Source organism: Kitasatospora sp. NPDC004272, from assembly GCF_053603035.1.
The window spans coordinates 1-22,265 of sequence record NZ_JBSGET010000032.1; the positions used below are offsets into that span (position 1 = coordinate 1).

At 73.0% G+C, this 22,265-nt stretch carries 22 protein-coding genes and 2 tRNA genes; 11 read left to right on the forward strand and 13 right to left on the reverse strand.

Translation table 11 applies throughout. From position 1 onward, the window contains the following. Positions 1–17: 17 nt before the first annotated feature. Both ACWEO5_RS12800 and ACWEO5_RS12805 read left to right on the forward strand, forming a co-directional pair. Positions 18–152, forward strand: a complete 135-nt coding sequence (locus tag ACWEO5_RS12800; RefSeq protein WP_452162480.1) for a hypothetical protein — start codon at positions 18–20, stop codon at positions 150–152. Next, a complete protein-coding gene (locus ACWEO5_RS12805; protein ID WP_452162431.1) occupies positions 149–1,246 on the forward strand; it encodes an LLM class flavin-dependent oxidoreductase in 1,098 nt (365 codons plus the stop codon). The genes ACWEO5_RS12800 and ACWEO5_RS12805 overlap by 4 nt, the downstream gene beginning before the upstream one ends. Here ACWEO5_RS12805 and ACWEO5_RS12810 read toward each other — a convergent pair. The 3 genes from ACWEO5_RS12810 to ACWEO5_RS12820 form a co-directional block, all read right to left on the reverse strand. After that, positions 1,230–2,210: a phosphotransferase family protein gene (locus tag ACWEO5_RS12810; protein WP_452162432.1), complete on the reverse strand. Its 981-nt coding sequence runs from the start codon at positions 2,208–2,210 to the stop codon at positions 1,230–1,232. The genes ACWEO5_RS12805 and ACWEO5_RS12810 overlap by 17 nt on opposite strands. 35 nt (positions 2,211–2,245) lie before the next feature. Then, the gene (locus ACWEO5_RS12815; RefSeq protein ID WP_452162433.1) at positions 2,246–4,129 is read right to left on the reverse strand and encodes a putative bifunctional diguanylate cyclase/phosphodiesterase; all 1,884 of its coding nucleotides are present in this window, start codon (positions 4,127–4,129) and stop codon (positions 2,246–2,248) included. A gap of 379 nt (positions 4,130–4,508) precedes the next feature. Further along, complete coding sequence (locus ACWEO5_RS12820) at positions 4,509–4,934, reverse strand: OsmC family protein (RefSeq protein ID WP_452162434.1); 426 nt, start codon at positions 4,932–4,934, stop codon at positions 4,509–4,511. Between the two features lie 332 nt (positions 4,935–5,266). On the opposite strand from ACWEO5_RS12820, the gene ACWEO5_RS12825 reads away from it, so the two are divergent. From ACWEO5_RS12825 to ACWEO5_RS12835, 3 genes are all read left to right on the forward strand, one after another. Beyond that, positions 5,267–5,593 (forward strand): chorismate mutase, encoded by a 327-nt coding sequence (locus ACWEO5_RS12825; RefSeq protein ID WP_452162435.1) that lies wholly within the window; start codon positions 5,267–5,269, stop codon positions 5,591–5,593. Positions 5,594–5,711: 118 nt separating this feature from the next. Continuing rightward, a complete protein-coding gene (gene lepB, locus ACWEO5_RS12830) occupies positions 5,712–6,398 on the forward strand; it encodes a signal peptidase I (protein ID WP_452162436.1) in 687 nt (228 codons plus the stop codon). 66 nt (positions 6,399–6,464) lie between these two features. After that, a complete protein-coding gene (locus ACWEO5_RS12835) occupies positions 6,465–6,764 on the forward strand; it encodes a YciI family protein (protein ID WP_452162437.1) in 300 nt (99 codons plus the stop codon). A 30-nt stretch (positions 6,765–6,794) separates the two neighbouring features. On the opposite strand, the gene ACWEO5_RS12840 is transcribed toward ACWEO5_RS12835, so the two are convergent. The 7 genes from ACWEO5_RS12840 to nirD form a co-directional block, all read right to left on the reverse strand. After that, the gene (locus ACWEO5_RS12840; protein ID WP_452162438.1) at positions 6,795–7,205 is read right to left on the reverse strand and encodes a hypothetical protein; all 411 of its coding nucleotides are present in this window, start codon (positions 7,203–7,205) and stop codon (positions 6,795–6,797) included. A 102-nt stretch (positions 7,206–7,307) separates the two neighbouring features. After that, positions 7,308–8,291 carry an EamA family transporter gene (locus tag ACWEO5_RS12845; protein WP_452162439.1) on the reverse strand — a complete coding sequence of 328 codons (984 nt, stop codon included), beginning with the start codon at positions 8,289–8,291 and terminating at the stop codon, positions 7,308–7,310. A gap of 55 nt (positions 8,292–8,346) precedes the next feature. Continuing rightward, complete coding sequence (locus ACWEO5_RS12850) at positions 8,347–10,602, reverse strand: transglycosylase domain-containing protein (RefSeq protein WP_452162440.1); 2,256 nt, start codon at positions 10,600–10,602, stop codon at positions 8,347–8,349. 244 nt (positions 10,603–10,846) lie between these two features. Continuing rightward, a tRNA-Lys gene (locus ACWEO5_RS12855) sits at positions 10,847–10,920 on the reverse strand. A gap of 148 nt (positions 10,921–11,068) precedes the next feature. Next, positions 11,069–11,142: transfer RNA gene (locus ACWEO5_RS12860), tRNA-Lys, on the reverse strand. A gap of 73 nt (positions 11,143–11,215) precedes the next feature. Beyond that, complete coding sequence (locus tag ACWEO5_RS12865; protein ID WP_452162441.1) at positions 11,216–11,974, reverse strand: bestrophin-like domain; 759 nt, start codon at positions 11,972–11,974, stop codon at positions 11,216–11,218. A 115-nt stretch (positions 11,975–12,089) separates the two neighbouring features. Then, positions 12,090–12,452: a nitrite reductase small subunit NirD gene (nirD, locus tag ACWEO5_RS12870; protein ID WP_452162442.1), complete on the reverse strand. Its 363-nt coding sequence runs from the start codon at positions 12,450–12,452 to the stop codon at positions 12,090–12,092. Positions 12,453–13,000: 548 nt separating this feature from the next. On the opposite strand from nirD, the gene ACWEO5_RS12875 reads away from it, so the two are divergent. Both ACWEO5_RS12875 and ACWEO5_RS12880 read left to right on the forward strand, forming a co-directional pair. After that, positions 13,001–14,170 (forward strand): low temperature requirement protein A, encoded by a 1,170-nt coding sequence (locus tag ACWEO5_RS12875; RefSeq protein WP_452162443.1) that lies wholly within the window; start codon positions 13,001–13,003, stop codon positions 14,168–14,170. 2 nt (positions 14,171–14,172) lie between these two features. Further along, positions 14,173–14,808, forward strand: coding sequence for a pentapeptide repeat-containing protein (locus tag ACWEO5_RS12880; RefSeq protein WP_452162444.1), 636 nt, complete (start codon positions 14,173–14,175; stop codon positions 14,806–14,808). 172 nt (positions 14,809–14,980) lie between these two features. Here ACWEO5_RS12880 and ACWEO5_RS12885 read toward each other — a convergent pair whose 3' ends face one another. Continuing rightward, positions 14,981–15,823 (reverse strand): helix-turn-helix domain-containing protein, encoded by an 843-nt coding sequence (locus ACWEO5_RS12885; RefSeq protein ID WP_452162445.1) that lies wholly within the window; start codon positions 15,821–15,823, stop codon positions 14,981–14,983. Positions 15,824–16,110: 287 nt separating this feature from the next. Between ACWEO5_RS12885 and ACWEO5_RS12890 the strand changes: the two genes are divergently transcribed. From ACWEO5_RS12890 to ACWEO5_RS12905, 4 genes are all read left to right on the forward strand, one after another. After that, positions 16,111–16,266 (forward strand): hypothetical protein, encoded by a 156-nt coding sequence (locus tag ACWEO5_RS12890; protein WP_452162446.1) that lies wholly within the window; start codon positions 16,111–16,113, stop codon positions 16,264–16,266. A 30-nt stretch (positions 16,267–16,296) separates the two neighbouring features. Then, complete coding sequence (locus ACWEO5_RS12895) at positions 16,297–16,635, forward strand: hypothetical protein (RefSeq protein WP_452162447.1); 339 nt, start codon at positions 16,297–16,299, stop codon at positions 16,633–16,635. Continuing rightward, the gene (locus ACWEO5_RS12900) at positions 16,632–16,919 is read left to right on the forward strand and encodes a hypothetical protein (RefSeq protein WP_452162448.1); all 288 of its coding nucleotides are present in this window, start codon (positions 16,632–16,634) and stop codon (positions 16,917–16,919) included. Before ACWEO5_RS12895 ends, ACWEO5_RS12900 begins: the two co-directional genes overlap by 4 nt. A 176-nt stretch (positions 16,920–17,095) precedes the next feature. Continuing rightward, positions 17,096–19,153: a phosphocholine-specific phospholipase C gene (locus ACWEO5_RS12905; protein WP_452162449.1), complete on the forward strand. Its 2,058-nt coding sequence runs from the start codon at positions 17,096–17,098 to the stop codon at positions 19,151–19,153. Positions 19,154–19,175: 22 nt separating this feature from the next. Here ACWEO5_RS12905 and pflA read toward each other — a convergent pair whose 3' ends face one another. Then, complete coding sequence (gene pflA / locus ACWEO5_RS12910) at positions 19,176–19,946, reverse strand: pyruvate formate-lyase-activating protein (protein ID WP_452162450.1); 771 nt, start codon at positions 19,944–19,946, stop codon at positions 19,176–19,178. Between the two features lie 38 nt (positions 19,947–19,984). Next, positions 19,985–22,261, reverse strand: coding sequence for a formate C-acetyltransferase (gene pflB / locus ACWEO5_RS12915; protein WP_452162451.1), 2,277 nt, complete (start codon positions 22,259–22,261; stop codon positions 19,985–19,987). Positions 22,262–22,265 lie beyond the last annotated feature (4 nt).

The following is a 22,265-nucleotide window of genomic DNA, read 5'->3' on the forward strand; positions in this document are numbered from 1 at the left end:
GGGGTGAGATCGTCGAGGTGCGCGGCACCGACGGCGAACCGCCGTACCTGGTCCGCTTCGAACGGGCGGCGGGAACAGGTCGGGCGGCGCGGGGGTTGTGCTCCCACGAACGCCCGGCACCCGGCCGGGCAGCAGGAGGACGCACCGCATGAGCACCGCACCGGAGCCGACCGCCCCCGAAACCGTCCCGGGCAGCGCCCCCGACGCCGTCCGCGGCCGGGCCGCGGGCCGCGCCCCCGCCCCGCTGTCCATCCTGGACCTGGCCACCGTCGGCGCCGGCCACACCGCGGGCGAGGCGCTCGCCGCCACCACCGAGCTGGCCCGGGCCGCCGAGGGCTGGGGCTACCACCGGTTCTGGGTGGCCGAGCACCACGGCATGCCCGGCGTCGCCTCCTCGGTGCCCGCCGTCCTGCTCGCCCACCTCGGCGCGCACACCACGACGCTGCGCCTCGGCTCCGGCGGCGTGATGCTGCCCAACCACGCCCCGCTGGCGATCGCCGAGCAGTTCGGCCTGCTGGAGGCGCTGCACCCGGGCCGGATCGACCTGGGCCTGGGCCGCGCCCCCGGCACCGACCAGGGCACCGCCCGGGCACTGCGCCGCGGCCTGGCCGACGGCGCCGAGGACTTCCCGCGCCAGCTCGCCGAACTGCGGCACTTCCTGGACGGCGACTTCCCGCCCGGCCACCCGTACGCCCGGCTGGAGGCGGTGCCCCGCTCGGCCTCCCGCCCGCCGCTGTGGCTGCTCGGCTCCTCCGGCTTCAGCGCCCAGCTGGCCGCCCGGCTCGGCTACCCGTTCGCGTTCGCGCACCACTTCAGCGCCGCCAACACCGTCCCCGCGCTCGACCTGTACCGGGAGGGCTTCACCCCGTCCGAGGTGCTGGAGGAGCCGTACGCGCTGATCGGGGTCAGCGCGGTGGCGGCCGAGAGCCGGGAGCGGGCGCTGTGGCTGGCCCGGTCAGCGGCCCTGGGCATGCTGCGGCTGCGGCAGGGCCGCCCCGGGCCGATCCCGACGCCGGAGGAGGCCGCCGCGCACGCCTACACGCCCGCCGAGGAGGACTTCCTGGAGTCCTGGCTGGCGAACGTGGTGCTCGGCACCCCGGCGGAGGTCGCCGAGGGCCTGGAGGCGCTGCGGCGGCGCACCGGGGCGGACGAGCTGATGGTCACCTCGCACATCCACGGGCACGAGAACCGGCTGGCGTCCTACGGCCTGATCGCCGAGGCGTACGGCCTCACGGCCGCGGGCTGAGCGCGTCCAGGACGGCGAGCTGCTCGGTGACCCGCTCGGCGGACCAGGTCCGCACCCAGTCGGCGAAGTCGCCGGTGTAGGCCCGGGGTGCGGACTCGATCCGCATGATCAGCGCCAGGTAGGTCCGGTACAGCGCGAGCCGGGCCCGCCCGGCGTCGTCCACCGCGAAGGCCGGGTCGACCGAGCGGTAGCCGGAGACGAAGTCCTCGTCCAGCTCGGCCGCGCCGAGCGGGTCCAGGCCGACCAGCTCGGCCAGCGGGTCGCCGAAGAAGGCCCGCTCGCCGTCGATCACCCCGGTCAGCTCCCAGGCGCCGTCCGGGCCGGGGGTGAGCAGCAGGTTGCCCTCCCAGGCGTCGAAGTGCACCAGGGCGGGGCGGCGGACCTCCGCCAGGGCGGCCGCGAAGCGCTCCGGCAGGGCGCGCAACTCCTCGACGGGGGCGGGCAGTTCGACGCCGTAGCGGTCGGCGTCGGCGAGCAGCGCGCCGAACATCGCGGCGAACGCGGCGGGCCAGTCGCCGGCCGACAGGCCCGGCTCGGCCTGCGGGTAGCCGTAGCGCTCCCCGGTGGCCCGGGCCACCCCGGCGGCCCAGGCGCCCAGCGAGCGGCGCAGCCGGGCCCGGTCGGCGTCGGTGAGCTGCTCGCGCAGGCTGTCCCAGGTGGTGCCCTCCACGTAGCTGAGCAGCAGCCACTCGCGGGTCCCGGCGTCCCCGTCCGGGTCGTGGTGCAGCACCTGCGGCACGGTCAGCCCGGCGTCCGCGGCCAGCGCGTGGAACAGCCGCTCGGTGCCCAGCAGTCCGCGCTCGTGCGCCAGGCCGGGCGTGCCGGGCGGCGGCGCGCACTTGAGCACCAGCCGCCGCCCGTCGGTGAGTTCGAGCATCCGGGCGGCGTTGTACAGGCCGCCCGACATCGAGACCTCGGAGACCACCTTCACCCCGTCGCCGAGCACCGCGCCCACGCGTTCCATCAGTCCTGATCCCCTCCGCACCGGAAAGCCCGCGCCTACCGGCGCGGTTGATCACGGAGTATCGCGGCGATCACCTCGGGGCCGCCAGGGCGGGCGTAGTACCAGCCCTGGGCGGTGTCGCAGCCGGTCTGCCGGAGCCGTTCGGCCTGGGCGGCGTTCTCGATGCCCTCGGCGGTCACGGTCAGGCCCAGGGCGTGCGCCAACTGCACCATCGCGCCGACGATCTGCTCGTCGGCGGCCCGGCGGCGGCCGTCCGCGCCCGGCGCGGACTCGCGGAACGCCTCGATGAAGGTGGCGTCCAGCTTGAGCGCGTGCACCGGCAGCCGGGACAGGTAGGCCAGGTTGGAGTAGCCGGTGCCGAAGTCGTCGATAGCGATCCGCACGCCCGTGTCGGCGAGCGCCTGCAGGGCCTGCAGCGGGCGGCCGCCGGGGCCGAGCAGCGCGCTCTCGGTGATCTCCAGCTGGAGCAGGTGGGCGGGCAGCCCGGTGCGGGCCAGCACGTCCGCGACGTCGGCGACCACGTCGGAGTCCCAGATCTGCCGGGGCGCCAGGTTCACGCTGACCAGCACCGGCTGCCCGGGGAACTCCGCCAGCCACTGCCGGGCCTGCCGGCAGGACTCCTCCAGCACCCACTTGCCCAGCTGGACGATCGCCCCGGACTCCTCGGCGAGCGGGATGAACCGGTTCGGCGGCAGCAGCCCGTACCGGGGGTGCCGCCAGCGCACCAGCGCCTCCGCGCCGCGCACCGCGCCGTCGGCCAGGCCGACCAGCGGCTGGTACTCGACGACGAACTCGCCGCGCTCCACGGCCGGGCGCAGCGCGGTGGCCAGCTCGTGCCGGGCCAGCTGGTCGGCGCCCCGGTCGCGGTCGTACAGCGTCCAGCGGGCGCGGCCGTCGGACTTCGACCAGTACAGCGTGGAGTCGGCGTCGCGGACCAGGTCGGTGGGCGTGGAGCCGCGCACCGGGCGCTCCACCACGCCGATCGACGCGGTGACGGTCAGCCGGTGCCCGGCGACCTCGAAGGGCCGCTCCAGGGCGGCCATCAGGGCGGCGGCCAGCCGGGTTAGCTCCTGGTGCCCGGCGCTGCCGGTGACCAGCACGGCGAACTCGTCGCCGCCCAGCCGGGCCACCAACTGCCGCTGCTCGCGGGCGAAGCCGTGCTCCAGCCGGGCGGCGACGGCCACCAGCAGCTGGTCGCCGACGTGGTGGCCGAGGGTCTCGTTGATGGCCGCGAAGCCGTCCAGGTCGACGTAGCACAGCCCGATCCGGTGCTCGCCGGCCGGCGGCACCGGGCCGTCCGGCCCGGCCGGTTTGAACGCGGCCTCCAGCCGCTCGTAGAACAGCGTCCGGTTGGGCAGCCGGGTCAGCGGGTCGTGGGTGGCCTGGTAGACCAGCCGGTCGCCGAGCTGGCGCCGCTCGGTGACGTCCTCGACCATGACCATCGTGTAGTAGGGGTCGCCGGAGCCGTCGCGGATCAGCGAGACGGTGACCCGGCCCCAGACCTCCCGCCCGCCGCGGTGCTTGAGCCGCTTCTCGGCCCGCATCCGGTCGCGCTCGCCGCGCACCAGCTCGCGGTAGCGGCGGCGGGACGGCTCCTCCGGGTCGATGATCTGGTGGATGTGCATGCCCGGGAGCTCGGCGGGCTCGCGGCCCAGCATCGCCGCGAACGCCGGGTTGCCCTCGATCACCAGGTCGTCGCGGTCGATCAGCGCCATGCCGATCCCGGCGTCGGAGAACGCGGCCCGGAACCGGGACTCGCTGGCCCGCAGGGCGACGGCCAGCCGTTCGGCCTCGGTGTCCGGCGGGGCGCCGCAGACGGCGCACGGGGCGGGGTCGGCGGGTCCGGTTCCCGGGCGCGGCGCTTCGGGCCGCCCACCCCGATGGTGGTGTGCGTCGGCCCCGAGGTTCCGGCCCGGCACGGCACGCTCCCGTCCGCTGCTGCCACTGGTCGCACCGGCCGCCCCTCACGGACGGCGACCGGCCAGGCGGTCCCGCGCCCGCTCGGCGGCCCCGGCCGGTGGCCGGGGAGCAGTCGGCGGCCTCGGGCCACGTCCGCCGATCATAGGCCGCCGGTGTAACTGTCCGCGACCGCCGCCAGGGTGATTGGTGAGGGTGATCCCGATATGCCCGTTACATTCGGTGGGAATTCGCCCGGAAGTTGACCGAAGGGTGGGACGGGAGCCCGGCACGGACGACGAAGCCCCCGGCGGACGCCGTGCGGGCGTCCACCGGGGGAGTGCGCCGCCCCGCACGCAAGGTGACCGACCGTGCGCGCAGGGCTGATGGGCCGACCGGGCGTCAGGCCAGGCTCGCCGACAGCGTGATGGTGGTGCCGGACAGCGCCTGGCTCACCGGGCAGTTCGCCTTCGCGTCCTCGGCGGCCTTCACGAAACCGGCCTCGTCCAGGCCCGGCACCGTCCCGACCACGGTCAGGTGGATGCCGGTGATGCCGGTGCCCGGCTGGAAGGTCACGTCGGCCTTGGTCTCCAGCTTGGTGGGCGGGGTGCCGGCGCCGGACAGGCCGTGCGAGAGCGCCATCGAGAAGCAGGACGAGTGGGCGGCCGCGATCAGCTCCTCCGGGCTGGTCTTGCCGTTCGCCGCCTCGGCCCGGGACGGCCAGGACACCGGGAACTCGCCGACGCCCGAGGAGTCGAGGGTCACCAGGCCCTTGCCGTCGAGCAGGTTGCCCTCCCACTCGGTGTGCGCGGTGCGGGTCGTCGCCACGATCAGGTACCTCCCATGAGAAGCGGACAGCGGTCGAACTGCTGTACCGAAGACCGGACTTCCGGCCCCGGCCCGCCCAGCCTACGGCCCGCGGCGCGCCCCGGTGGGCGAACGCCGCGCGGAGCGCCGCGCTCCGCCCGGGCCGGCCGGGACACTCGTCCGGACACCCGTCCGAACGCCGCCCCGCCCGCCGTCCCACGGCCGTCCCACGCGCCGTCCCACATGCCGGAACGGGCCGGTAATCAGGGCGGACGCGGCCTGCCCGCCCTGTTAGATTGGCCGTTCGCCACGCCCGAGCGACCACCCGTAATCCCGCATCGGAGCCATCCCACATGACGGACCAGCCCACTCCCTCCCCGGCGGGGATCGACGAGGCCGTGCGGGCCGAGCTGACCCGCCTGCGCGAGTCCATCGACAACATCGACGCCGCCGTCGTCCACATGCTCGCCGAGCGCTTCAAGGCCACCCAGCAGGTCGGCCGGCTCAAGGCCGAGCACCAGCTGCCGCCCGCCGACCCGGCCCGCGAGCGCCGCCAGATCGACCGCCTGCGCGAACTCGCCATCAGCGCCCACCTCGACCCGGTGTTCGCCGAGAAGTTCCTCAACTTCATCATCGCCGAGGTGATCAGGCACCACGAGGCCATCGCCAAGGAGGCCTGATCCGCCCGCCCGCCCGGGGGGGCCCGGCCGCCCGGGGCGTCTGCTCCGGGTAAGGACCGGATTTCGCGCTGCCCCCCGCTCGGGTTAGCGTGCTGTCCTTGCCAAGGAGGCGGTGTCGGTGTCGGTGGCGGTGACCGAGGAACCCACCCAGGAACGACGTCCGCGCAGGCGGCGGCCCTGGTACGTGGAACTGCCCGTGATGATCACGATCGGCCTGCTCATCGCCGTGCTGATCAAGACCTGCCTGTTCCAGATGTTCTCCATCCCGTCCGGCTCGATGGAGAACACCCTGCAGGTCGGCGACCGGGTCGCGGTCAACAAGCTCGCCACCCTCACCGGTTGGGAGCCGGAACCCGGCGAACCCGTGGTGTTCAAGGACCCGGGCGGCTGGCTGCCGCCCGCCCCGCAGAGCGGCAACGCCTTCACCCGCACCGTCCACTCCGGCCTCAGCGCCGTCGGCCTGCTGCCCCCCGGCGACGACTACCTGGTCAAGCGGGTCATCGCGGTCGGCGGCCAGACCGTCGCCTGCCACGGCAGCACGCTCACCGTCGACGGCGCGACCGTCGCCGAGCCCTACCTGCACCCCGGCGACGACTCCTGCGCCGGCATCGACTTCGGCCCGCTCACCGTCCCCGCCGACCACGTCTGGGTCGAGGGCGACCACCGCAGCGACTCCGCCGACTCCCGCTACCACCGGGACGGACCCGACGGCGGCGCGGTCCCCGTCGCCGACCTGGTCGGACCCGCCAGCGCCGTGGTCTGGCCGCTCGACCACTTCACCTGGTTCGGCTGGAGCGGGCGCTGAGCCGACGGCCCGGCCGGGCCGCGACGCGGCGGCCGCACCGCGCGACCCGCCGCGTACGATGACCGGGTGTTCATCCTCGAACTGACCTACACCGCCCCGCTGGAGCGCGTCGAAGCGCTGCTGCCCGCCCACCTGGCCTGGCTGGAGCAGCACTACGCGGCCGGCACCTTCCTCGCCTCCGGCCGCAAGGTGCCCCGGGACGGCGGGGTGATCCTCGCGGTGGCCGCCGACCGCGCCGCCGTCGAGGCGGTCGCCGCCGGCGACCCGTTCGTCCCGGGAGGCGTCGCCGACTACCGGATCACCGAGTTCGTCGCCACCACCGTGGCCCCCGCCCTCGCCGCCCACCGCGAGACCCTGCCCTCCTGAGGCCGGTCCCGGGCGGGCGGCGCCGCCCGGTCACTCCGGCTGCACCACCTGCAGGGCCCAGCCGATCGAGTCGTCGGAGGCGTCGACGTACACCGAGAAGGAGCCGGTGACCACGCCCGGCGCCATGGTCACGGACCCCACGCCGACGGTGTCCACCGGGCAGTCCACGGTGAACGCGGCGACCTCGGCCTGCTGGGACTCCATCGTCACCCGCACCGTGCCGCCGCCCTCGCAGGCCACCGTCAGCACGGTCGGCAGGCTCGTCCACGCCCCGCCCGACACCAGGCCGCCGTCCCCGACCCGGCCGTCCACCCAGACCAGGCCGTCCGGTCCGGGGTAGGGCAGCGAGACGCCGTCGGTCGCCGCGGCCGGCCCCGCGCCGAGACCGGTCACCGCGCACACTGCCAGGGCCGCCGCCCCCAGGGTCCTCGCACACCTCATGGCTGTTCCTCCCGTGGTCGCTGTCGGTACCCGACCCATCCTGACCGGGTCCGCCGGGAGGCACCTGAGTACGGGTACTCAACCGGCCGTCCGCCCGACCGGCTACCCCCGGCCCGCCGACTGGGCCGCGAACGCGCCCGCCAGGACGAGCGCGCCGCCGGCCAGTTGCGGGGCGCCGAGGTGCTCGCCGAGCAGGAACCAGGCGAGCACGGTGGCGACCACCGCCTCCAGGTTGGCGACCACGCCCGCGACCGGCGGGGAGAGGTGCCGGACGGCCACCACGCCGGTCAGGTAGGCCAGGACGGTGGCCACCAGCACCATCCACAGGGCGGGGACGAGCGCGGGCAGCCGGTGGCCGTCCATGGTGACGGAGCCGCCGAGCAGCGACCAGTCCGCCTCCCAGGGCCGGGCGAACGCGGTGAGCAGGACCGCGCCGACCAGCAGGCCGTGCGCGGACAGCGCCAGCGGGGCGAGCGGGCGCTCGCCGCGGCGGCCGGCGTCGGCGAGCACGAAGTAGCCGACCTGGCAGCAGGCCGCGCCCAGCGCGAACAGCACGCCCGGGGCGTCGAAGGACAGGCCGTTCCAGACCTCGACCACGCAGGCCAGCCCGGCCACCGCCACGGCCGCCCCGGCCGTCGCCCGCCGGGAGACCGGCCGCCGCTGGACCAGCCGGACGTAGGCGATCAGCAGCGGCGGGCCCAGGTACTCGATCAGGAGGGCGACCCCGACCGGGATCCGCGAGATCGCCGCGAAGTAGCACGCCTGCACGCCCGCCACCGCCAGCAGGCCGAAGCCGAGCAGCACCCCGGGCCGCTGCCGCACCGCGTCCCGGTGCCGCCAGGCCACCGGCAGCAGCACCAGCGCGGCCCCGGCGACCCGCAGCCACACGGTGTGGGCGGGGGAGAGCCCGGCCTCGATCAGCGGCTTGGCGGCCGTGCCCGACCCCCCGAAGGCGACCGCCGACACCAGCGCCAGCCCCAGCCCGAGCGGAGCGGCCCGCCGACCGGCCGCGGCCGGTGCGGGAGCCGGTGCCGCTGCCGGCGGGGCGTCGACGGGAACGGCGGAGGGGTCCGGGCTGCTGCGCATCGCCGCATTGTGCCAGCCCGGACCCCTCCGCCGTAAGGCGCGAACCCGCGGTTCGCTACTGGTCGCCGAGCAGCCCCCCGGCCCCTCCGATGCCCGGCGCGGCACTGCCCGCCGGAGTGCGGCTGGCCCCGCCGCTGGGCCGGGCGGACGGGGTGCGCGAGGGCTGCCGCTCGTCCTCGCCGGTACCGGTGCCGGTGCTGGCGCTGCCGCTGGGCCGGGGGGTGGCCGAACGGGAGGGCCGGACGTCCTCGGCGGACGGGGACGGCGAGGCGCTGGCGCCGTCCGTCGGGGACGGGCTGTCGCTGGGCGACGCGGAGGGGCTCGGCGTGCTGGACGGGGTGCTCGCGGCCGGGGCCCGGGTCGGCCCGGCGAAGTCGCTGACCGGCTGCCCGGCCAGTGCCGCCTTCATGTACGCCGTCCAGATCTGCGCCGGGTACTTGCCGCCCGCCGCGCTGCCGGTGCCGCCGACGCCGTCCAGGCTGACCTGCTTGCCGGTGCTCGGCTCCTGCCCGAACAGGCCGACCACGGTGACCAGTTCGGGGGTGTACCCGGCGAACCAGACCGACCGGGACTCGTCCGTGGTGCCGGTCTTGCCCGCGGCCGGGCGGTTCAGCGCGGCGGCCCGGTAGCCGGTGCCGCCCTGGTCGTCGATGACGCCCTGGAGGATCGCGGTGGTGGACCGGGCGGCGTCCTTGGAGATCGCCTGGGTCGCCTTGTGCTCGGGCAGCGCGACCTGCTCGCCGCCCAGCTCCAGGCCCTTCACCAGCCACGGGGTGATCTGCTGCCCGTCGTTGTCCAGGGTGGCGTACACCCCGGCCAGGTCCAGCGCGCTCGGCGTGGACGTGCCCAGCGGGATCGAGGCGAGCGCCTTGAGGTCCGGCGTGTCCTCGGGCAGGCCGAGCGCCACCGCGGTGGCGCGGACCTTCTCCAGCCCGGTGTCCTGGGCGAGCTGCGCGAACACCGAGTTCACCGACCAGTCGGTGGCCTGCTGCAGGGTGATCTGCCCGTACGAGTGCTCGCCCTCGTTCGGCGGCGCGTACGGGGTGCCCTTCGCGCCGCGCACCGGCCGCCGGTTGGTGCCGTCGTACACGGTGCCGGCGGTGATCCGCTCGCCGGACTGGGTGCGCGCCCCGGAGTCCAGGGCGGCCGCCAGCGCGATCGCCTTGAAGGTGGAGCCCGCCTGGTAGTCGGTGCGGGTGGCGTTGTCGATCCAGTGCTTGGTGGCGTCCGAGCCGCCGTACAGCGCCAGCACCTGCCCGGTCTTCGGGTCCACCGACACCGCGCCGGCCTGCGCCGCCGCGTCGACCTTGCGGCTGTCCGGCTTGAGGTTGGCGGTCAGCTGGGCCTGCACCGCGTCCTGCAGCTGCTGCTGCTTCTTCGAGTCGACGGTCAGCGTGATGGTGTAGCCGCCCTGGGCGAGCTGCGCGTCCGAGACGATGCCCCGGTCGGTGAGGTACGAGGTCGCCGCGGCCACCAGGTACCCGGCCTGCCCGGACAGGCCGGGCGCGGACTTCGGCGCCAGCACCTCCGGGAAGGCGGTCTGCTGCCGCTCCTCGGCGCCCAGCCACTTCTTGGCGACCATGCCGTCCAGCACGTAGTTCCAGCGCGCCATCGCCCGCTGCTTGCCGGCCTCGCTCGCCGAGGACACGTCGAAGGCGCTCGGCGCGTTCAGCAGCGTCGCCAGGTAGGCGCCCTGCGCGGCGGTCAGCTGGCTCGCGTCCACCCCGAAGTACGCCTGCGCGGCGGCCTGGATGCCGTACGCGCCGCGCCCGTAGTACGAGGTGTTCAGGTAGGAGGAGAGGATCTCGTCCTTGCTCAGGGTCGCGTCGACCTTGATCGCGATGAAGACCTCCTTCACCTTCCGGCTGACCGTCTGCTTCTGGTTGAGGTAGGCGTTCTTCACGTACTGCTGGGTGATCGTCGAGCCGCCCTGGGTGCTGCCGCCGGACGCGGTGTTGAACGCGGCCCGGGCCATGCCCTTGAGGTTGACCGCGCCCTCCGAGTAGAAGTTGCGGTCCTCGGCGGCCAGCGCGGCGTGCTGCGCCTCGGGGGAGACCTTGTCCAGGGCGACGTTCTGCCGGTTGGTCTGGCCGGTGCGGGCCAGCACCGAGCCGTCCGAGTACAGCCAGGTGTTGGACTGGGCGGTGGCGGTGGCGTGCGCGTCCGGCACCTTCACCAGGGCGATGCCCAGGGCGAACAGCCCGACCCCCAGCAGCAGGGACGCGGCCAGCCCGAGCAGCGTGATGCGCCAGGTGGGTATCAGCCGGCGCCAGCCGGTTCGCTTCTTCCGTTCACGGGGCTTTCGAGGCAACGGAAGCCTTCCCGCAGGCCCCGGACGGGCTGCTCGCTCGGGCGACGGCGTGAACCTCGCCAGCCTGACTGATCGACTTGTCAGATGTTAGGGACCTATGTCCCATTTCTCCTAAGACGATCTTTAAATACCGCTTAGCTTCACATCCTCCCCTCTGCTCAACGAGCGTGCCGCGCAAGGGACATGGCGACCGGGCCGGGAAACGCGAAAGGCCCCCCGGTGAAGGGGGGCCTTTCGCTGTCGGTGCGCCGCCAGGGACTCGAACCCCGGACCCGCTGATTAAGAGTCAGCTGCTCTAACCAACTGAGCTAGCGGCGCCTGTCTGACGAGGAGAACACTACACGCTCCCCGACCTGCGGTGAAACCGGCTTCTCCGGATCGAAACCCGGAACCCGGAACCCGGAACCCCGGAGAAAATCACGGGAAACGCCGAGAGCCTCCCCGGAGGGAGGCTCTCGACCGTCGGTGCGCCGCCAGGGACTCGAACCCCGGACCCGCTGATTAAGAGTCAGCTGCTCTAACCAACTGAGCTAGCGGCGCCTGCTGACCCGGGAAACACTACACGCCCCGGCCCGTCCGCCGAAATCGTGACGGGCCGGACACGCAGGGTCGCTCAGCGCGGCGGCGGCAGCCGGTTCAGGAACACCTGGAACGCGGTCGGCTTCACCGCGTTCGCCCCGTCGAACGGGTAGTTCATCTCCTTGATCGCGATCAGCGACAGCGCGATCAGCCCGGCCAGGCTGAGCACCATCACCAGGTGCGCCCAGGTGTTGGAGAGGCCGAACAGGAAGGTGAAGGCGATCGTGACGATCGCGCCGGCCACCAGCGACGCCCACAGCAGCGGCGGCACGCAGTCGGCGATCAGGTTCAGCCGGGCCCGGCGCTTGCTGGCCAGGCCGTCCACGTGCTGGATCACGTTCTGGTAGATCGCCGACTGCTGGTCGCCCTGCGGGTCGAAGGCGAGCGCGCTCTCGCGGATCTTGTACATCAGCGCGGTCGCCGTCGGGTCGCTGTGGTGGTCGGCCATCTCCGCCCACTCGGTGTTCACCACGGCGTGCGCGTAGTCCAGCGTCAGCCCCTCCAGCACCGCGCCCTGCGGCAGCGGCATCTGCCGGGCCATCCAGTACACCCCGGCCAGCTCGTCCGCCTCGTCGAAGGTGGTGGCCTTCGCGGTCGAGGTGTTCTCCCAGACCGCGATCACCACGAACGCCACCAGCACCGCGTAGAACGCGCCCACCGCGGCGAAGATGAACCCGGCCACGTCGTTGCAGTTCTCCCGGGCCGGAACGGAGGCGTACTTCTGCACCAGCAGCATCCCCGCCGCGGTGCACACCAGCGTGCCGACCAAGATCACGACGTCGACCCAGTTCACGTCCGCCCCCGCTGCCCTCGGTGCACGACTGTACGCATGCGGTCATCACACCGTGCGGGGGCGGGCGGCGGCGAGCCGGGCTAGCCCGACCGGCCGTGCGAATGTCGTGGCCCCGTCAGTCGGCGGGGCGCAGCCGGACCGGCCACACCGGCAGCGCCCGGGACGGGTCGTCCAGGCAGGTGCCGGTGCGCAGGTCGAACAGGCGCTGGTGCAGGGGCGAGGAGACGGTGGGCGCGCCGTCCACGCTGCCGGTGATGCCGTCGGCGATCACCCAGGCGTCGGCGAACGGGTCCCGGTTGCCGACCGCGAGCAGTTCGCCGGACGCGGTGCGGAAGACCGCGGCCTGGTCGCCGCCGGGCAGCAGTACGGCGGTGCCGGTGTCAGGCTCCAGTTCCAGTTCGCGGGCGTCGCAGACGGCGATCCAGCGGCCGTCCGGCGTGCCCAGTTCGACGGTGCGGGCCGGGTCGGTGCGGTGCATGGCGGCGGCGCTCCCCTCAGCGTGGGCGAGTGGGCTCTCCTTGTCCGAACGGTACGCCCGGGGTCCGGGCGCGGGGCAGGGCGGGAAGGACCCGATCCGGCAGGACGTTCGTCCCGCCGGCCGGACCGTCCGTGGTGCGGGGCGCCAACCGGACGCCGGGCGGCGCTGTCGGGCAGCGCGGTGATCACGAGGAGTTCGGGTCCTGCGGTCCACGGGAGCCGGTCCCGTGTCCACCCTCGTCCTTGACCTTCCGCGTTGCCCGCGAAGCGCCCTCGTCGTCCGTCCATCCGGGAAGGAATCTATCGGTCGAATTCGGACAGACGGGACAATCAACGCAACACGCGCCGAAGTAGCCCAAGTTGTCACCCGGATCGCGCACTGCGGCGTCAACTCTGCCTGACGATTAATCAAATCGGATGGAACCGGGACAATCGGCGTGCCGTAGCCGGTCCGTGCGCGGCCCGCCCCCGGCTGCCAGGATCCCCGGTGACCAACTCCCCGCCCGCGCCCGCCCCCTCCCGCGCGCGGCCCGCCCCGAAGGCAGAGTGATGAGCGCCGCCCCCGACCCCTACCGCCCGGTCCGCCGGATGCTGGCCCGCGACCGGGACGAGTCCCACCGGGTCTCCACCCCGCTGGAGTTGTTCTTCGACCTGTGCTTCGTGGTCGCCATCTCCCAGGCGGGCCGGGAGTTGGCCCACGCCCTGGCCGAGGGACGGATCGCCCACGCACTGACCGGCTACGGCATGGCCTTCTTCGCCGTCTGGTGGGCCTGGATGAACTTCACCTGGTTCGCCTCCGCGTACGACGTCGACGACGTCCCCTACCGGCTCACCACCCTGGTGCAGATCACCGGCGTGCTGGTGCTCGCGGCCGGCGTCCCGCGGATCTTCGAGGACCAGGACTTCACCCTCGCCGTCGCCGGGTACGTGCTGATGCGGCTGGCCATGGTCACCCAGTGGCTGCGCGCCGCCCGCGGCGAGAGCGGCCCGGCCCGGACCTGCGCGCTGCGGTACGCCGCCGGGATCACCGTCGTGCAGGTGTTCTGGGTGGTGCTGCTGTTCCTCCCGCACGACGTGCAGAGCCCGCTGTTCCCGGTCGGGGTGCTGGCCGAACTGGCCGTCCCGGCCTGGGCCGAGAAGGACGAGCGGACGCCCTGGCACCGGCACCACATCGTCGAGCGCTACGGCCTGTTCACCATCATCGTGCTGGGCGAGACGGTCGCCGCCGCCACCGTCGCCATCCAGACCGCCCTGGACGAGCACGAGGCCGTGGCCGAACTGCTGCCCATCGCCGGCGGCGGCCTGCTGATCTGCTTCGGCGCCTGGTGGATCTACTTCGCCGGCGACGGCCACGACCACCTGCGGAGCAACCGGCAGGCGCTGCCCTGGGGTTACGGCCACTACGTGGTCTTCGCCTCGGCCGCCGCGATCGGCGCCGGCCTGGAGGTCGCCGTCGAACACGCGATCGGCGCCGCGCACGTCTCCGCCCGGGCCGCCACCGCCGCCGTGACCGTCCCCACCGCGCTGTTCCTGTTCACCGTCTGGGCCCTGCACTCCCGGCACCACAAGCGCGGCGCCGCCGCCCAGCTGATCCTGCCGCTGGCCGCGCTGTCGGTGCTGGCTGCGACCCTGGCCGGGGAGGCCGGTGTGCTGATCGCCGGGCTCCTGGTGGCGCTCGCCGTCGCCGCCGGCCTCACCCTGTCCGCGAAACGGAGCTGACCGTGCGCCTCGAAGACCTCCCCTACGCCCACCTGCTGCAGCGGCACACCGGGCCGCTGCGGCCCGACGGGCGGTACGACACCGTGCACTTCGACGACCTGGCGCTGACCGGCCAGTTCGGCGGCGCGCACTTCCTGGAGTGCGCGTTCACCGGGGTGCGGATCGAGGAGGCGAAGCTGCGGCGGGCCGGGTTCAACGAGGTCTGGGTGCAGGGGGCCCGGCTGGTCGGCGTCGACCTGGCGGAGAGCGAGTGGCAGGACACCGAGGTCGAGGGCAGCGTGTTCGCGGGCATCTCGGCGTACGGCTCGGCGATCCGGCGCACGGTCTTCCGCCAGTGCAAGCTGGAGGCGGTCAACCTGCGCGGCGCGGTGCTGCGCGACGTGGTCTTCGAGGACTGCCTGCTGCGGGACGTCGACCTGTCGGACGCCAAGCTCACCGACGTCTCCTTCCCCGGCAGCACCCTGGACGAGACCCGCCTGCGCGGCGCCACCCTGAAGAACGCCGACCTGCGCGGCGCGGCGGCCCTCGGCCTCCCCGACGGGCACCTCGGGCTGCGCGGCGCGCTCATCTCGACGGCGCAGCTGCTGGACCTCGCCCCGCAGTTCGCCCAGGCGTTGGGGATCACGGTGAAGGACTGAACACGAGAGCCCGGGCCCTCACGGGGGAAGGGCCCGGGCTTCGTGCGGCGGGGTGCGGTCAGACGGCGCCGAAGTCGCCCGCCAGGACGCTGGAGAGGAAGGCGTGGGAGCACCCCAGGCGGGGGGAACCGGCAGTGGTCTCCGTGCCGGTGCGGCTGTAGCCGGACTTGAACTACTGGGCGGCGGTCGCCAGTAGTTCCTCTCGCACCTTCCGGATGAACGCTCGGGATGCCTCCTGGCTCAGTGCTTCCACCTGGAGGTGGTAGTAAGCGGTGAGCAGGGGCCGGATGGCCGCGGGGTCGCGTTCGAACAGCCTCTCGTGGGCGGCCTCGCTGTACGCGGCCACGGAGCGGTCCGGGAGTTGGAGCAGGTAGGCCGGCAGGTTCAAGCCCCGGTTGGCACCCAGGGAGTACGGCGCGACCTGGAGCGTCACGTGCGGCAAGGCGGAGACTTCGAGCAGGTGGTCGAGTTGGGCCGCCATGCCTTCGGGCCCGCCGATCGGACGCCGGATGCAGCTCTCGTCGATGATCACGTAGAGATTCGGGGGTGACTCGCGGGTGAGCAGCTTCTTGCGTTGAGCCATGACCCGGAGCCAATCGTTGGACGCGGCTTCGGTGGCGGCTCCCCGGGCGATGGAGGCGGCGACCAGTTCGGCGGTGTACGCGTCGGTCTGGAGCAGGCCCGGGATGGTGCCGATCTCGAACACTCGGATTTCGATGGCCTTCGCCTCGAAGGGCACGTAGTGACTGAACCCCCGGAGCATGCTGTTCGCGCGCACGCCCTGGGCGAGGTTCACGAACTTCGTTCCGGCGCCGAGTGCTTGGTCAACTTTTCGTGCAAGAGGCAAAGTCGGCGGCTTGCGGCCGGTTTCCACGGAGGAGATGTGCCCCGGCGAGTAGCCGGTCCGCATGGCCAACTCGTCCTGCGAGATTCCCAACTCATCACGTGCACTTCGGAGTTCAGCACCGAAGGCGTCCCGTGGGGAAGCTTCGGGCGTCAGTGGCTTGAGGTTCAACGAGCCTCCATCCTTGCGGTTTTGCAAACTTGAAGACTAGGCAAGCCTACGGGACAGTCGGTGCCCCTGGTAGCGAAACCGCTACGGAGCGGAGTGGGCGCCGCGTTGCGCGCCGGTTCCGCAACTCCTTCGGTGGCTGATGCAGCTATCTGCGATCGGCCCACGGCGAACCACCCACCCGTCCCACCGGGACCTGTAGCGAGGCCAGGAGCCAAGTGTCGGAAACCGAGCAGTCTTTGGAGCACTCCGGCGCCTCTCGCGCCCAATACCCCACCCCGGCAGCGAAGTTGACCATCCGGGTCTACCGGGTGCGGCCCGACGGGGTCCGGGTGCAGGTCTCCTCCTGCACCTCCGGCGAGGACCTGCACCTGCCGCTGGTCTCGGCGCTGAGCTGGCCGGCCTGCGCCTGCCCGCGTTGCGCCGCCGTGGCCGAAGTGGCCTGAACGCCCTGCACCATCAAAGAGAGGAAGCACGTGCTGTACACCGGACAACCGCTGGTGGCCGTCGACGTCCTGCAGCGGTTCCTGCGCGGCGGGTTCACCGACTCCGAGCGGGCCGCCGACTCGCTGGAACGGGCGTTCCTGGCGGCTAGGTTGGACCCGCCGGCCGGCCTCTCGCCGGTCTACCGCGACGACGTCCCGCCGGAGCTGGCCGGCCTCGCGCTGGGGTGCGTCGGACTGCCCTGGGCGCAGCGGCTGGCCGAGGCGCTGCTCGAACTGGCGGTGCTGCGCGGTGAGTTCCCCGCCCCCGTCCGGCTCGCGGCCCCGGAGCTGGGCACCGAGGCACGTTCCGCGCTGGGGGTGGCCTCGTGAGCGGTGACGTGTTGCGGCAACGTGCCTGGGAGATCGCCGAGCAGCTCGCCGAGGCGGGTGGCGGGGAGGCCAGGCTGACCGTCATCCCGGACGGCTACCGGGTCGAGCTGCGCATCTTCCGCCCCGAGGACGGCTCACCCAGCCCCGAGGACCACATGGCGGTGCTCAAGGCCCTCGCCCTGGGCGACCGCTGGGGCCACCGCTACTCCCCGCCCTCCCGCAACAACGGCACCGCCCGCGAAACCGTCTGGAGCGAGGTCCACCACGACGCACCCGGGAAGTGAAGGACCGGACCCCGGCCGTTCATCCTCCGGCCGACGTTTCCGGGCCCGGTGAACAGTCCGCCAACCCTTGCTCCAGGGTCATGACCCGCTGGCCCGTCCTGCGTGAGGATGCTCGGCGTTCGACACGAAGGTGTCTGGACAACATCACCGGCAGCCGATGGGACGGGCGGGTCGAAATGGCAGGGCTGAGTCGCAGGAAATTCATGGCGTGGTCGGCGAGCGCGGCGGCCGGGGCGGCCGTCGCGGGCACCGCGACGGCGGGTGCGGCGGGTGCGGCGCCCGCGGCAGCGGCCGTCGCGGGGGCGACGGGGACGCTCGCGGACGCCAAGCACATCGTGGTCCTGATGCAGGAGAACCGCAGCTTCGACCACTACTTCGGGATGCTGAAGGGCGTGCGCGGCTTCGCGGACCGGGCGACCATCCAACTGTCCGGCGGGTACAGCGTGTTCAACCAGCCGAACCTGCTGGGCCGGCAGTACCCGTGGCAGTTCTCGGCGACCAAGCCGGCCGGCGGCGCCGACCCGGAGCGGCTGGCGCAATGTAATGGCGATCTTGCTCATGGTTGGAGCGACCAGCACAAGGCGTGGAACAGCGGCAAGTTGGACTCCTGGGTGGTGGCCAAGGGGAACGTCCGGACCCTGGGCTACCTGACCCGGGCCGACATCCCGTTCCACTACGCGCTGGCCGACAACTGGACGGTCAACGACGCCTACCACTGCTCGGTGCTCTCGGCGACCGGCCCGAACCGGACCTACCACTGGTCGGGCCAGATCGACCCGGCGGGCGCGGCGGGCGGCCCGGCGTACGACGGCGGGGACGAGTCGGGGCTGAAGTGGCAGACGTACGCGGAGGCGCTGGAGGCCGCCGGGGTCAGCTGGAAGGTCTACCAGAACGCGTCCGACAACTACGGCGACAACGCGCTGGCGTACTTCACCCAGTTCTCCGGGGCCCCGGCGGGCAGCGCGCTGGCGGTCAAGGGCATGGGCTCGGTGCCCAAGGTGACGGGGAAGACCCCGGACGACATCGTCGCCGCGATCAAGGCGGACGTGCTGGCCGGGACGCTGCCGCAGGTGTCCTGGATCGTGCCGGACCAGGCGTCCTCGGAGCACCCGTACGCGACCCCGGCCGACGGCGCGCACTTCGTGCACAACGTGCTGGACGCGCTGAACGCCGACCCGGCGGTGTTCGACTCCACGATCCTGTTCCTGAACTACGACGAGAACGACGGCTTCTTCGACCACGTCCCGCCGCCGGCCGCCCCGGCCGGGACGGCGGGGGAGTTCTACAACGGCGTCAACATCGGTCTCGGCTTTCGCGTCCCGATGATCGCCGTCTCGCCGTGGAGCCGGGGCGGCTGGGTCTCCTCGGAGACCTCCGACCACACCTCGGTGCTGCGCTTCCTGGAGAAGTGGACGGCCGCCATCGGCAAGCCCGCCACCACCCCGAACATCTCGGCCTGGCGGCGGAAGGTCACCGGCGACCTGACCGGCATGTTCGACTTCGCCCACCCGGTGTACGGGATGCCCGCGCTGCCGGACACCTCGCAGACCATCGGCCTGGCCGCCTGCGGGCCGCTGCCCAACCCGGCGCCGGTGAACAACCAGCTGCCGGTGCAGGAGCCGGGCACCCGTCCGGCCCGCGCGCTGCCGTACCAGCCGGTGGCCAACCTGGACCGCCTGGAGTTCGGCTCCGGCGGGGTGATGAAGGTGTGGATCGCGATGGCCAACCAGGGCAGCGCGGCCGGCCACTTCGCCGCGTACGCCAACGCCTACCGCTCCGGCGGGCCCTGGCAGTACACGGTGGACCCGGCGGGCGCGACCAGCGACTTTTTCAACTGCGGCACCGGCTACGGCGCGGGCAAGTACGACCTGACGGTGGTCGGCCCGAACCGCTTCCTGCGCCGCTTCACCGGCGACGCCACCGCGTCCGGCAAGAACGCCGCCGTCACCACCAGCTACGCGGCCGCGCCGGACACCGGCAGGCTCGCGCTCTGGTTCAAGCTGGCCAACAGCGGCAGCTCGGCGGTGACCTTCACCGTCACTTCGAACAACTACCGCACCGACGGCCCGTGGACGTACACCGTCGCGGCCGGGGGCAGCACTAGCGACTACTTCAACGCGGTGGCGTACACCGGCGGCTGGTACGACTTCACGGTGACGGTCAGCGGCGACGCGAGCTGGTCGCAGCGGTTCACCGGCCACCTGGAGACCGGCGCGGCGTCGATCTCGGGCTGACCGGGCCGACGGAGGCGGCGGATCAGACGGCGTGCAGGCCGTGCGCGGCGAAGATCCCGCGTGCGGCCCGCACCTGGTCGGCGGTGGGGACGGGGGTGTCGGCGAGGGTGAACTCCCGTCCCAGAGCGGCCCACTTGGCCGCGCCGAGCTTGTGGAAGGGCAGCACGTCGACCCGGGAGACGTTGCCCAGCTCGGCGGCGAACGCGGCCACCCCGGCCACGTTCTCCGGCCGGTCGGTCAGGCCGGGCACCAGCACGAAGCGCAGCCAGACCTCCTTGCCGAGGTCGGCCAGCCGGCGGGCGAAGTCCAGCGTCGGGCCGAGCCGCTGCCCGGTGACCTTCCGGTACAGCGCCCGGTCCCAGGACTTGATGTCCAGCAGGACGAGGTCGACGTCGGCGAGCAGGCCGTCGCCGGCCCGGGCGCCGAGGAAGCCGGAGGTGTCCAGCGCGGTGTGTAGGCCCAGTTCGTGCTTGAAGCGGTGGAACAGCTCGCCGCTGAAGCCGGGTTGGAGCAGCGGTTCGCCGCCGCTGACGGTGGCGCCGCCGCCCGCCGCGTGGATGAACGGGGCGCACTTGGCCGCCTCCGCCAGCACCTCGTCCGCGCCGGTGCGCTTCCCGTTGCGCATCCGCATGGTGTCGGGGTTGTGGCAGTACAGGCAGTTCAGCGGGCACCCGGCGAGGAACACCACGAACCGGGTGCCCGGCCCGTCCACGCCGGTCGACAGGTCCCAGGAGTGCACCGAGCCGCCGGCGGCCGGTCCCACCGGCAGTTCGGCGGGGAGCGTGACGGTCATGCGGGGTGCCTCCTGGGAGCTGTCGGGCCGGTGCGGGCTCAGAGCGAGCCGTGGAAGGTGCGGTTGACGACGTCGAGCTGCTGTTCCCTGGTCAGCCGGACGAAGTTGACCGCGTAGCCGCTGACCCGGATGGTCAGCTGCGGGTACTTCTCGGGGTGCTCCATCGCGTCGAGCAGGGTCTCCCGGTCCAGCACGTTGACGTTCATGTGGAACCCGCCGACGGCCGTGTACCCGTCCAGCACGCCCGCCAGGTTGCGCACCCGCTCCTCGGGGGTGCGGCCCAGCGCGTCGGGCGTGACGGTGTTGGTCAGCGAGATGCCGTCCTCGGCCGCCGCGTACGGCAGCTTGGCGACCGACAGCGCGCTGGCCACGTAGCCGCGGGTGTCGCGCCCGTTCATCGGGTTGGCGCCGGGGGAGAACGGCTCGCCGGCCCGGCGGCCGTCCGGGGTGGCGCCGGTCTTCTTGCCGTACACCACGTTCGAGGTGATGGTCAGCACCGACTGGGTGTGCTCGGCGCCCCGGTAGGTGGGGTGCTTGCGCACCTTGCGCATGAACTCCTCGACCAGCCACACCGCCAGTTCGTCGGCCCGGTCGTCGTTGTTGCCGTACGCCGGGTACTCGCCCTCCACCTGGTAGTCGACCGCGAGGCCGGTCTCGTCGCGCACCGGCCGCACCTTGGCGTACTTGATCGCGGAGAGCGAGTCCGCGGCGACCGACAGGCCGGCGATGCCGCAGGCCATGGTCCGGCGCACCGCCCGGTCGTGCAGGGCCATCTCCAGGCGCTCGTAGGCGTACTTGTCGTGCATGTAGTGGATGACGTTCAGCGCGTGCACGTACGTCTCGGCCAGCCACTCCAGCTGCTGGTCGAAGCGGGCCAGCACCTCGTCGTAGTCCAGCACCTCGGACTCGATCGCCCCGGTGGCCGGGCCGACCTGGGCGCCGGACCTCTCGTCCCGGCCCCCGTTGATCGCGTACAGCAGCGTCTTGGCGAGGTTGACCCGGGCGCCGAAGAACTGCATCTGCTTGCCGACCTCCATCGCGGAGACGCAGCAGGCGATCGCGGTGTCGTCGCCGGAGCGCGGGCGCATCAGCTCGTCCGACTCGTACTGCACGCTGGAGGTGTCGATCGACACCCGGGCGCAGAACTCCTTGAAGCCCCGCGGGAGCTTCGGCGACCAGAACACCGTCATGTTCGGCTCCGGCGCCGGGCCCAGGTTGTACAGGGTCTGCAGGTAGCGGAACGAGGTGCGGGTGACCAGCGGGCGGCCGTCCGCGCCGATGCCGCCGATCGACTCGGTGACCCAGGTCGGGTCGCCGGAGAACAGCTCGTCGTACTCGGGGGTGCGCAGGAAGCGGACGATCCGCAGCTTGATGACGAAGTCGTCGACCAGCTCCTGGGCCTGACTTTCGGTCAGCCGGCCCTCGACCAGGTCCCGCTCCAGGTAGACGTCGAGGAAGGTGGAGGTCCGGCCGAGCGACATCGCCGCGCCGTTCTGCTCCTTCACCGCCGCCAGGTACGCGAAGTACAGCCACTGGACCGCCTGCCGGGCGTCCCGGGCCGGGCCGGAGACGTCGTGGCCGTAGGACGCGGCCATCGCCTTCAGCTCCTCCAGGGCGCGGACCTGCTCGGCCAGCTCCTCGCGCTCGCGGATGGTCTCCTCCAGCACCCGCGGGTCGCTCGGCGCCGCGTCCAGCGACGCCTTCTCCTCCCGCTTGGCGGCGATCAGCCGGTCCACCCCGTACAGCGCGACCCGCCGGTAGTCGCCGATGATCCGGCCGCGCCCGTACGCGTCCGGCAGGCCGGTGACGACGCCGGCCTTGCGGGCGGCCCGGATGTCGGGGGTGTAGGCGTCGAAGACGCCCGCGTTGTGGGTCTTGCGGTACTGCGTGAAGACCTTCGCCAGCTCCGGGTCGACCGGGTACCCGTAGGTCTCCAGTGCCCCCGCGACCATCCGCCAGCCGCCGTTGGGCATGATCGCCCGCTTCAGCGGGGCGTCGGTCTGCAGGCCGACGATCAGCTCGTTCTCCCGGTCGATGTACCCGGGCGCGTGCGCCGTGACGGTCGAGGGCGTGTCGTACGAGACGTCCAGGACGCCCTTGGCGCGCTCCGCCGGGAACAGCGCGGTGATCTTCGCCCAGACGCCCGAGGTCCGTTCGGTCGGGCCGGCCAGGAAGGCGCCGTCGCCCTCGTACGGGGTGTAGTTCTGCTGGATGAAGTCGCGGACGTCGATCGCGTCCCGCCACAGGCCGCCCTTGAAACCGTCCCAGGCACCGGTCGGGGCGGACGCGGTGGTGTGCTGCTGCGAGGTGGTCATCTCG

What these genes read in the sequence shown, in the direction of transcription:
- ACWEO5_RS12825 (WP_452162435.1), top strand. Translation starts at nt 5,267, where the DNA reads ATGACGGACCAGCCCACTCCCTCCCCGGCGGGGATCGACGAGGCCGTG.
- ACWEO5_RS12840 (WP_452162438.1), bottom strand. Translation starts at nt 7,205, where the DNA reads ATGAGGTGTGCGAGGACCCTGGGGGCGGCGGCCCTGGCAGTGTGCGCG.
- pflB (WP_452162451.1), bottom strand. Translation starts at nt 22,261, where the DNA reads ATGACCACCTCGCAGCAGCACACCACCGCGTCCGCCCCGACCGGTGCC.
- ACWEO5_RS12875 (WP_452162443.1), top strand. Translation starts at nt 13,001, where the DNA reads ATGAGCGCCGCCCCCGACCCCTACCGCCCGGTCCGCCGGATGCTGGCC.
- pflA (WP_452162450.1), bottom strand. Translation starts at nt 19,946, where the DNA reads ATGACCGTCACGCTCCCCGCCGAACTGCCGGTGGGACCGGCCGCCGGC.
- ACWEO5_RS12810 (WP_452162432.1), bottom strand. Translation starts at nt 2,210, where the DNA reads ATGGAACGCGTGGGCGCGGTGCTCGGCGACGGGGTGAAGGTGGTCTCC.
- ACWEO5_RS12845 (WP_452162439.1), bottom strand. Translation starts at nt 8,291, where the DNA reads ATGCGCAGCAGCCCGGACCCCTCCGCCGTTCCCGTCGACGCCCCGCCG.
- nirD (WP_452162442.1), bottom strand. Translation starts at nt 12,452, where the DNA reads ATGCACCGCACCGACCCGGCCCGCACCGTCGAACTGGGCACGCCGGAC.
- ACWEO5_RS12905 (WP_452162449.1), top strand. Translation starts at nt 17,096, where the DNA reads ATGGCAGGGCTGAGTCGCAGGAAATTCATGGCGTGGTCGGCGAGCGCG.
- ACWEO5_RS12805 (WP_452162431.1), top strand. Translation starts at nt 149, where the DNA reads ATGAGCACCGCACCGGAGCCGACCGCCCCCGAAACCGTCCCGGGCAGC.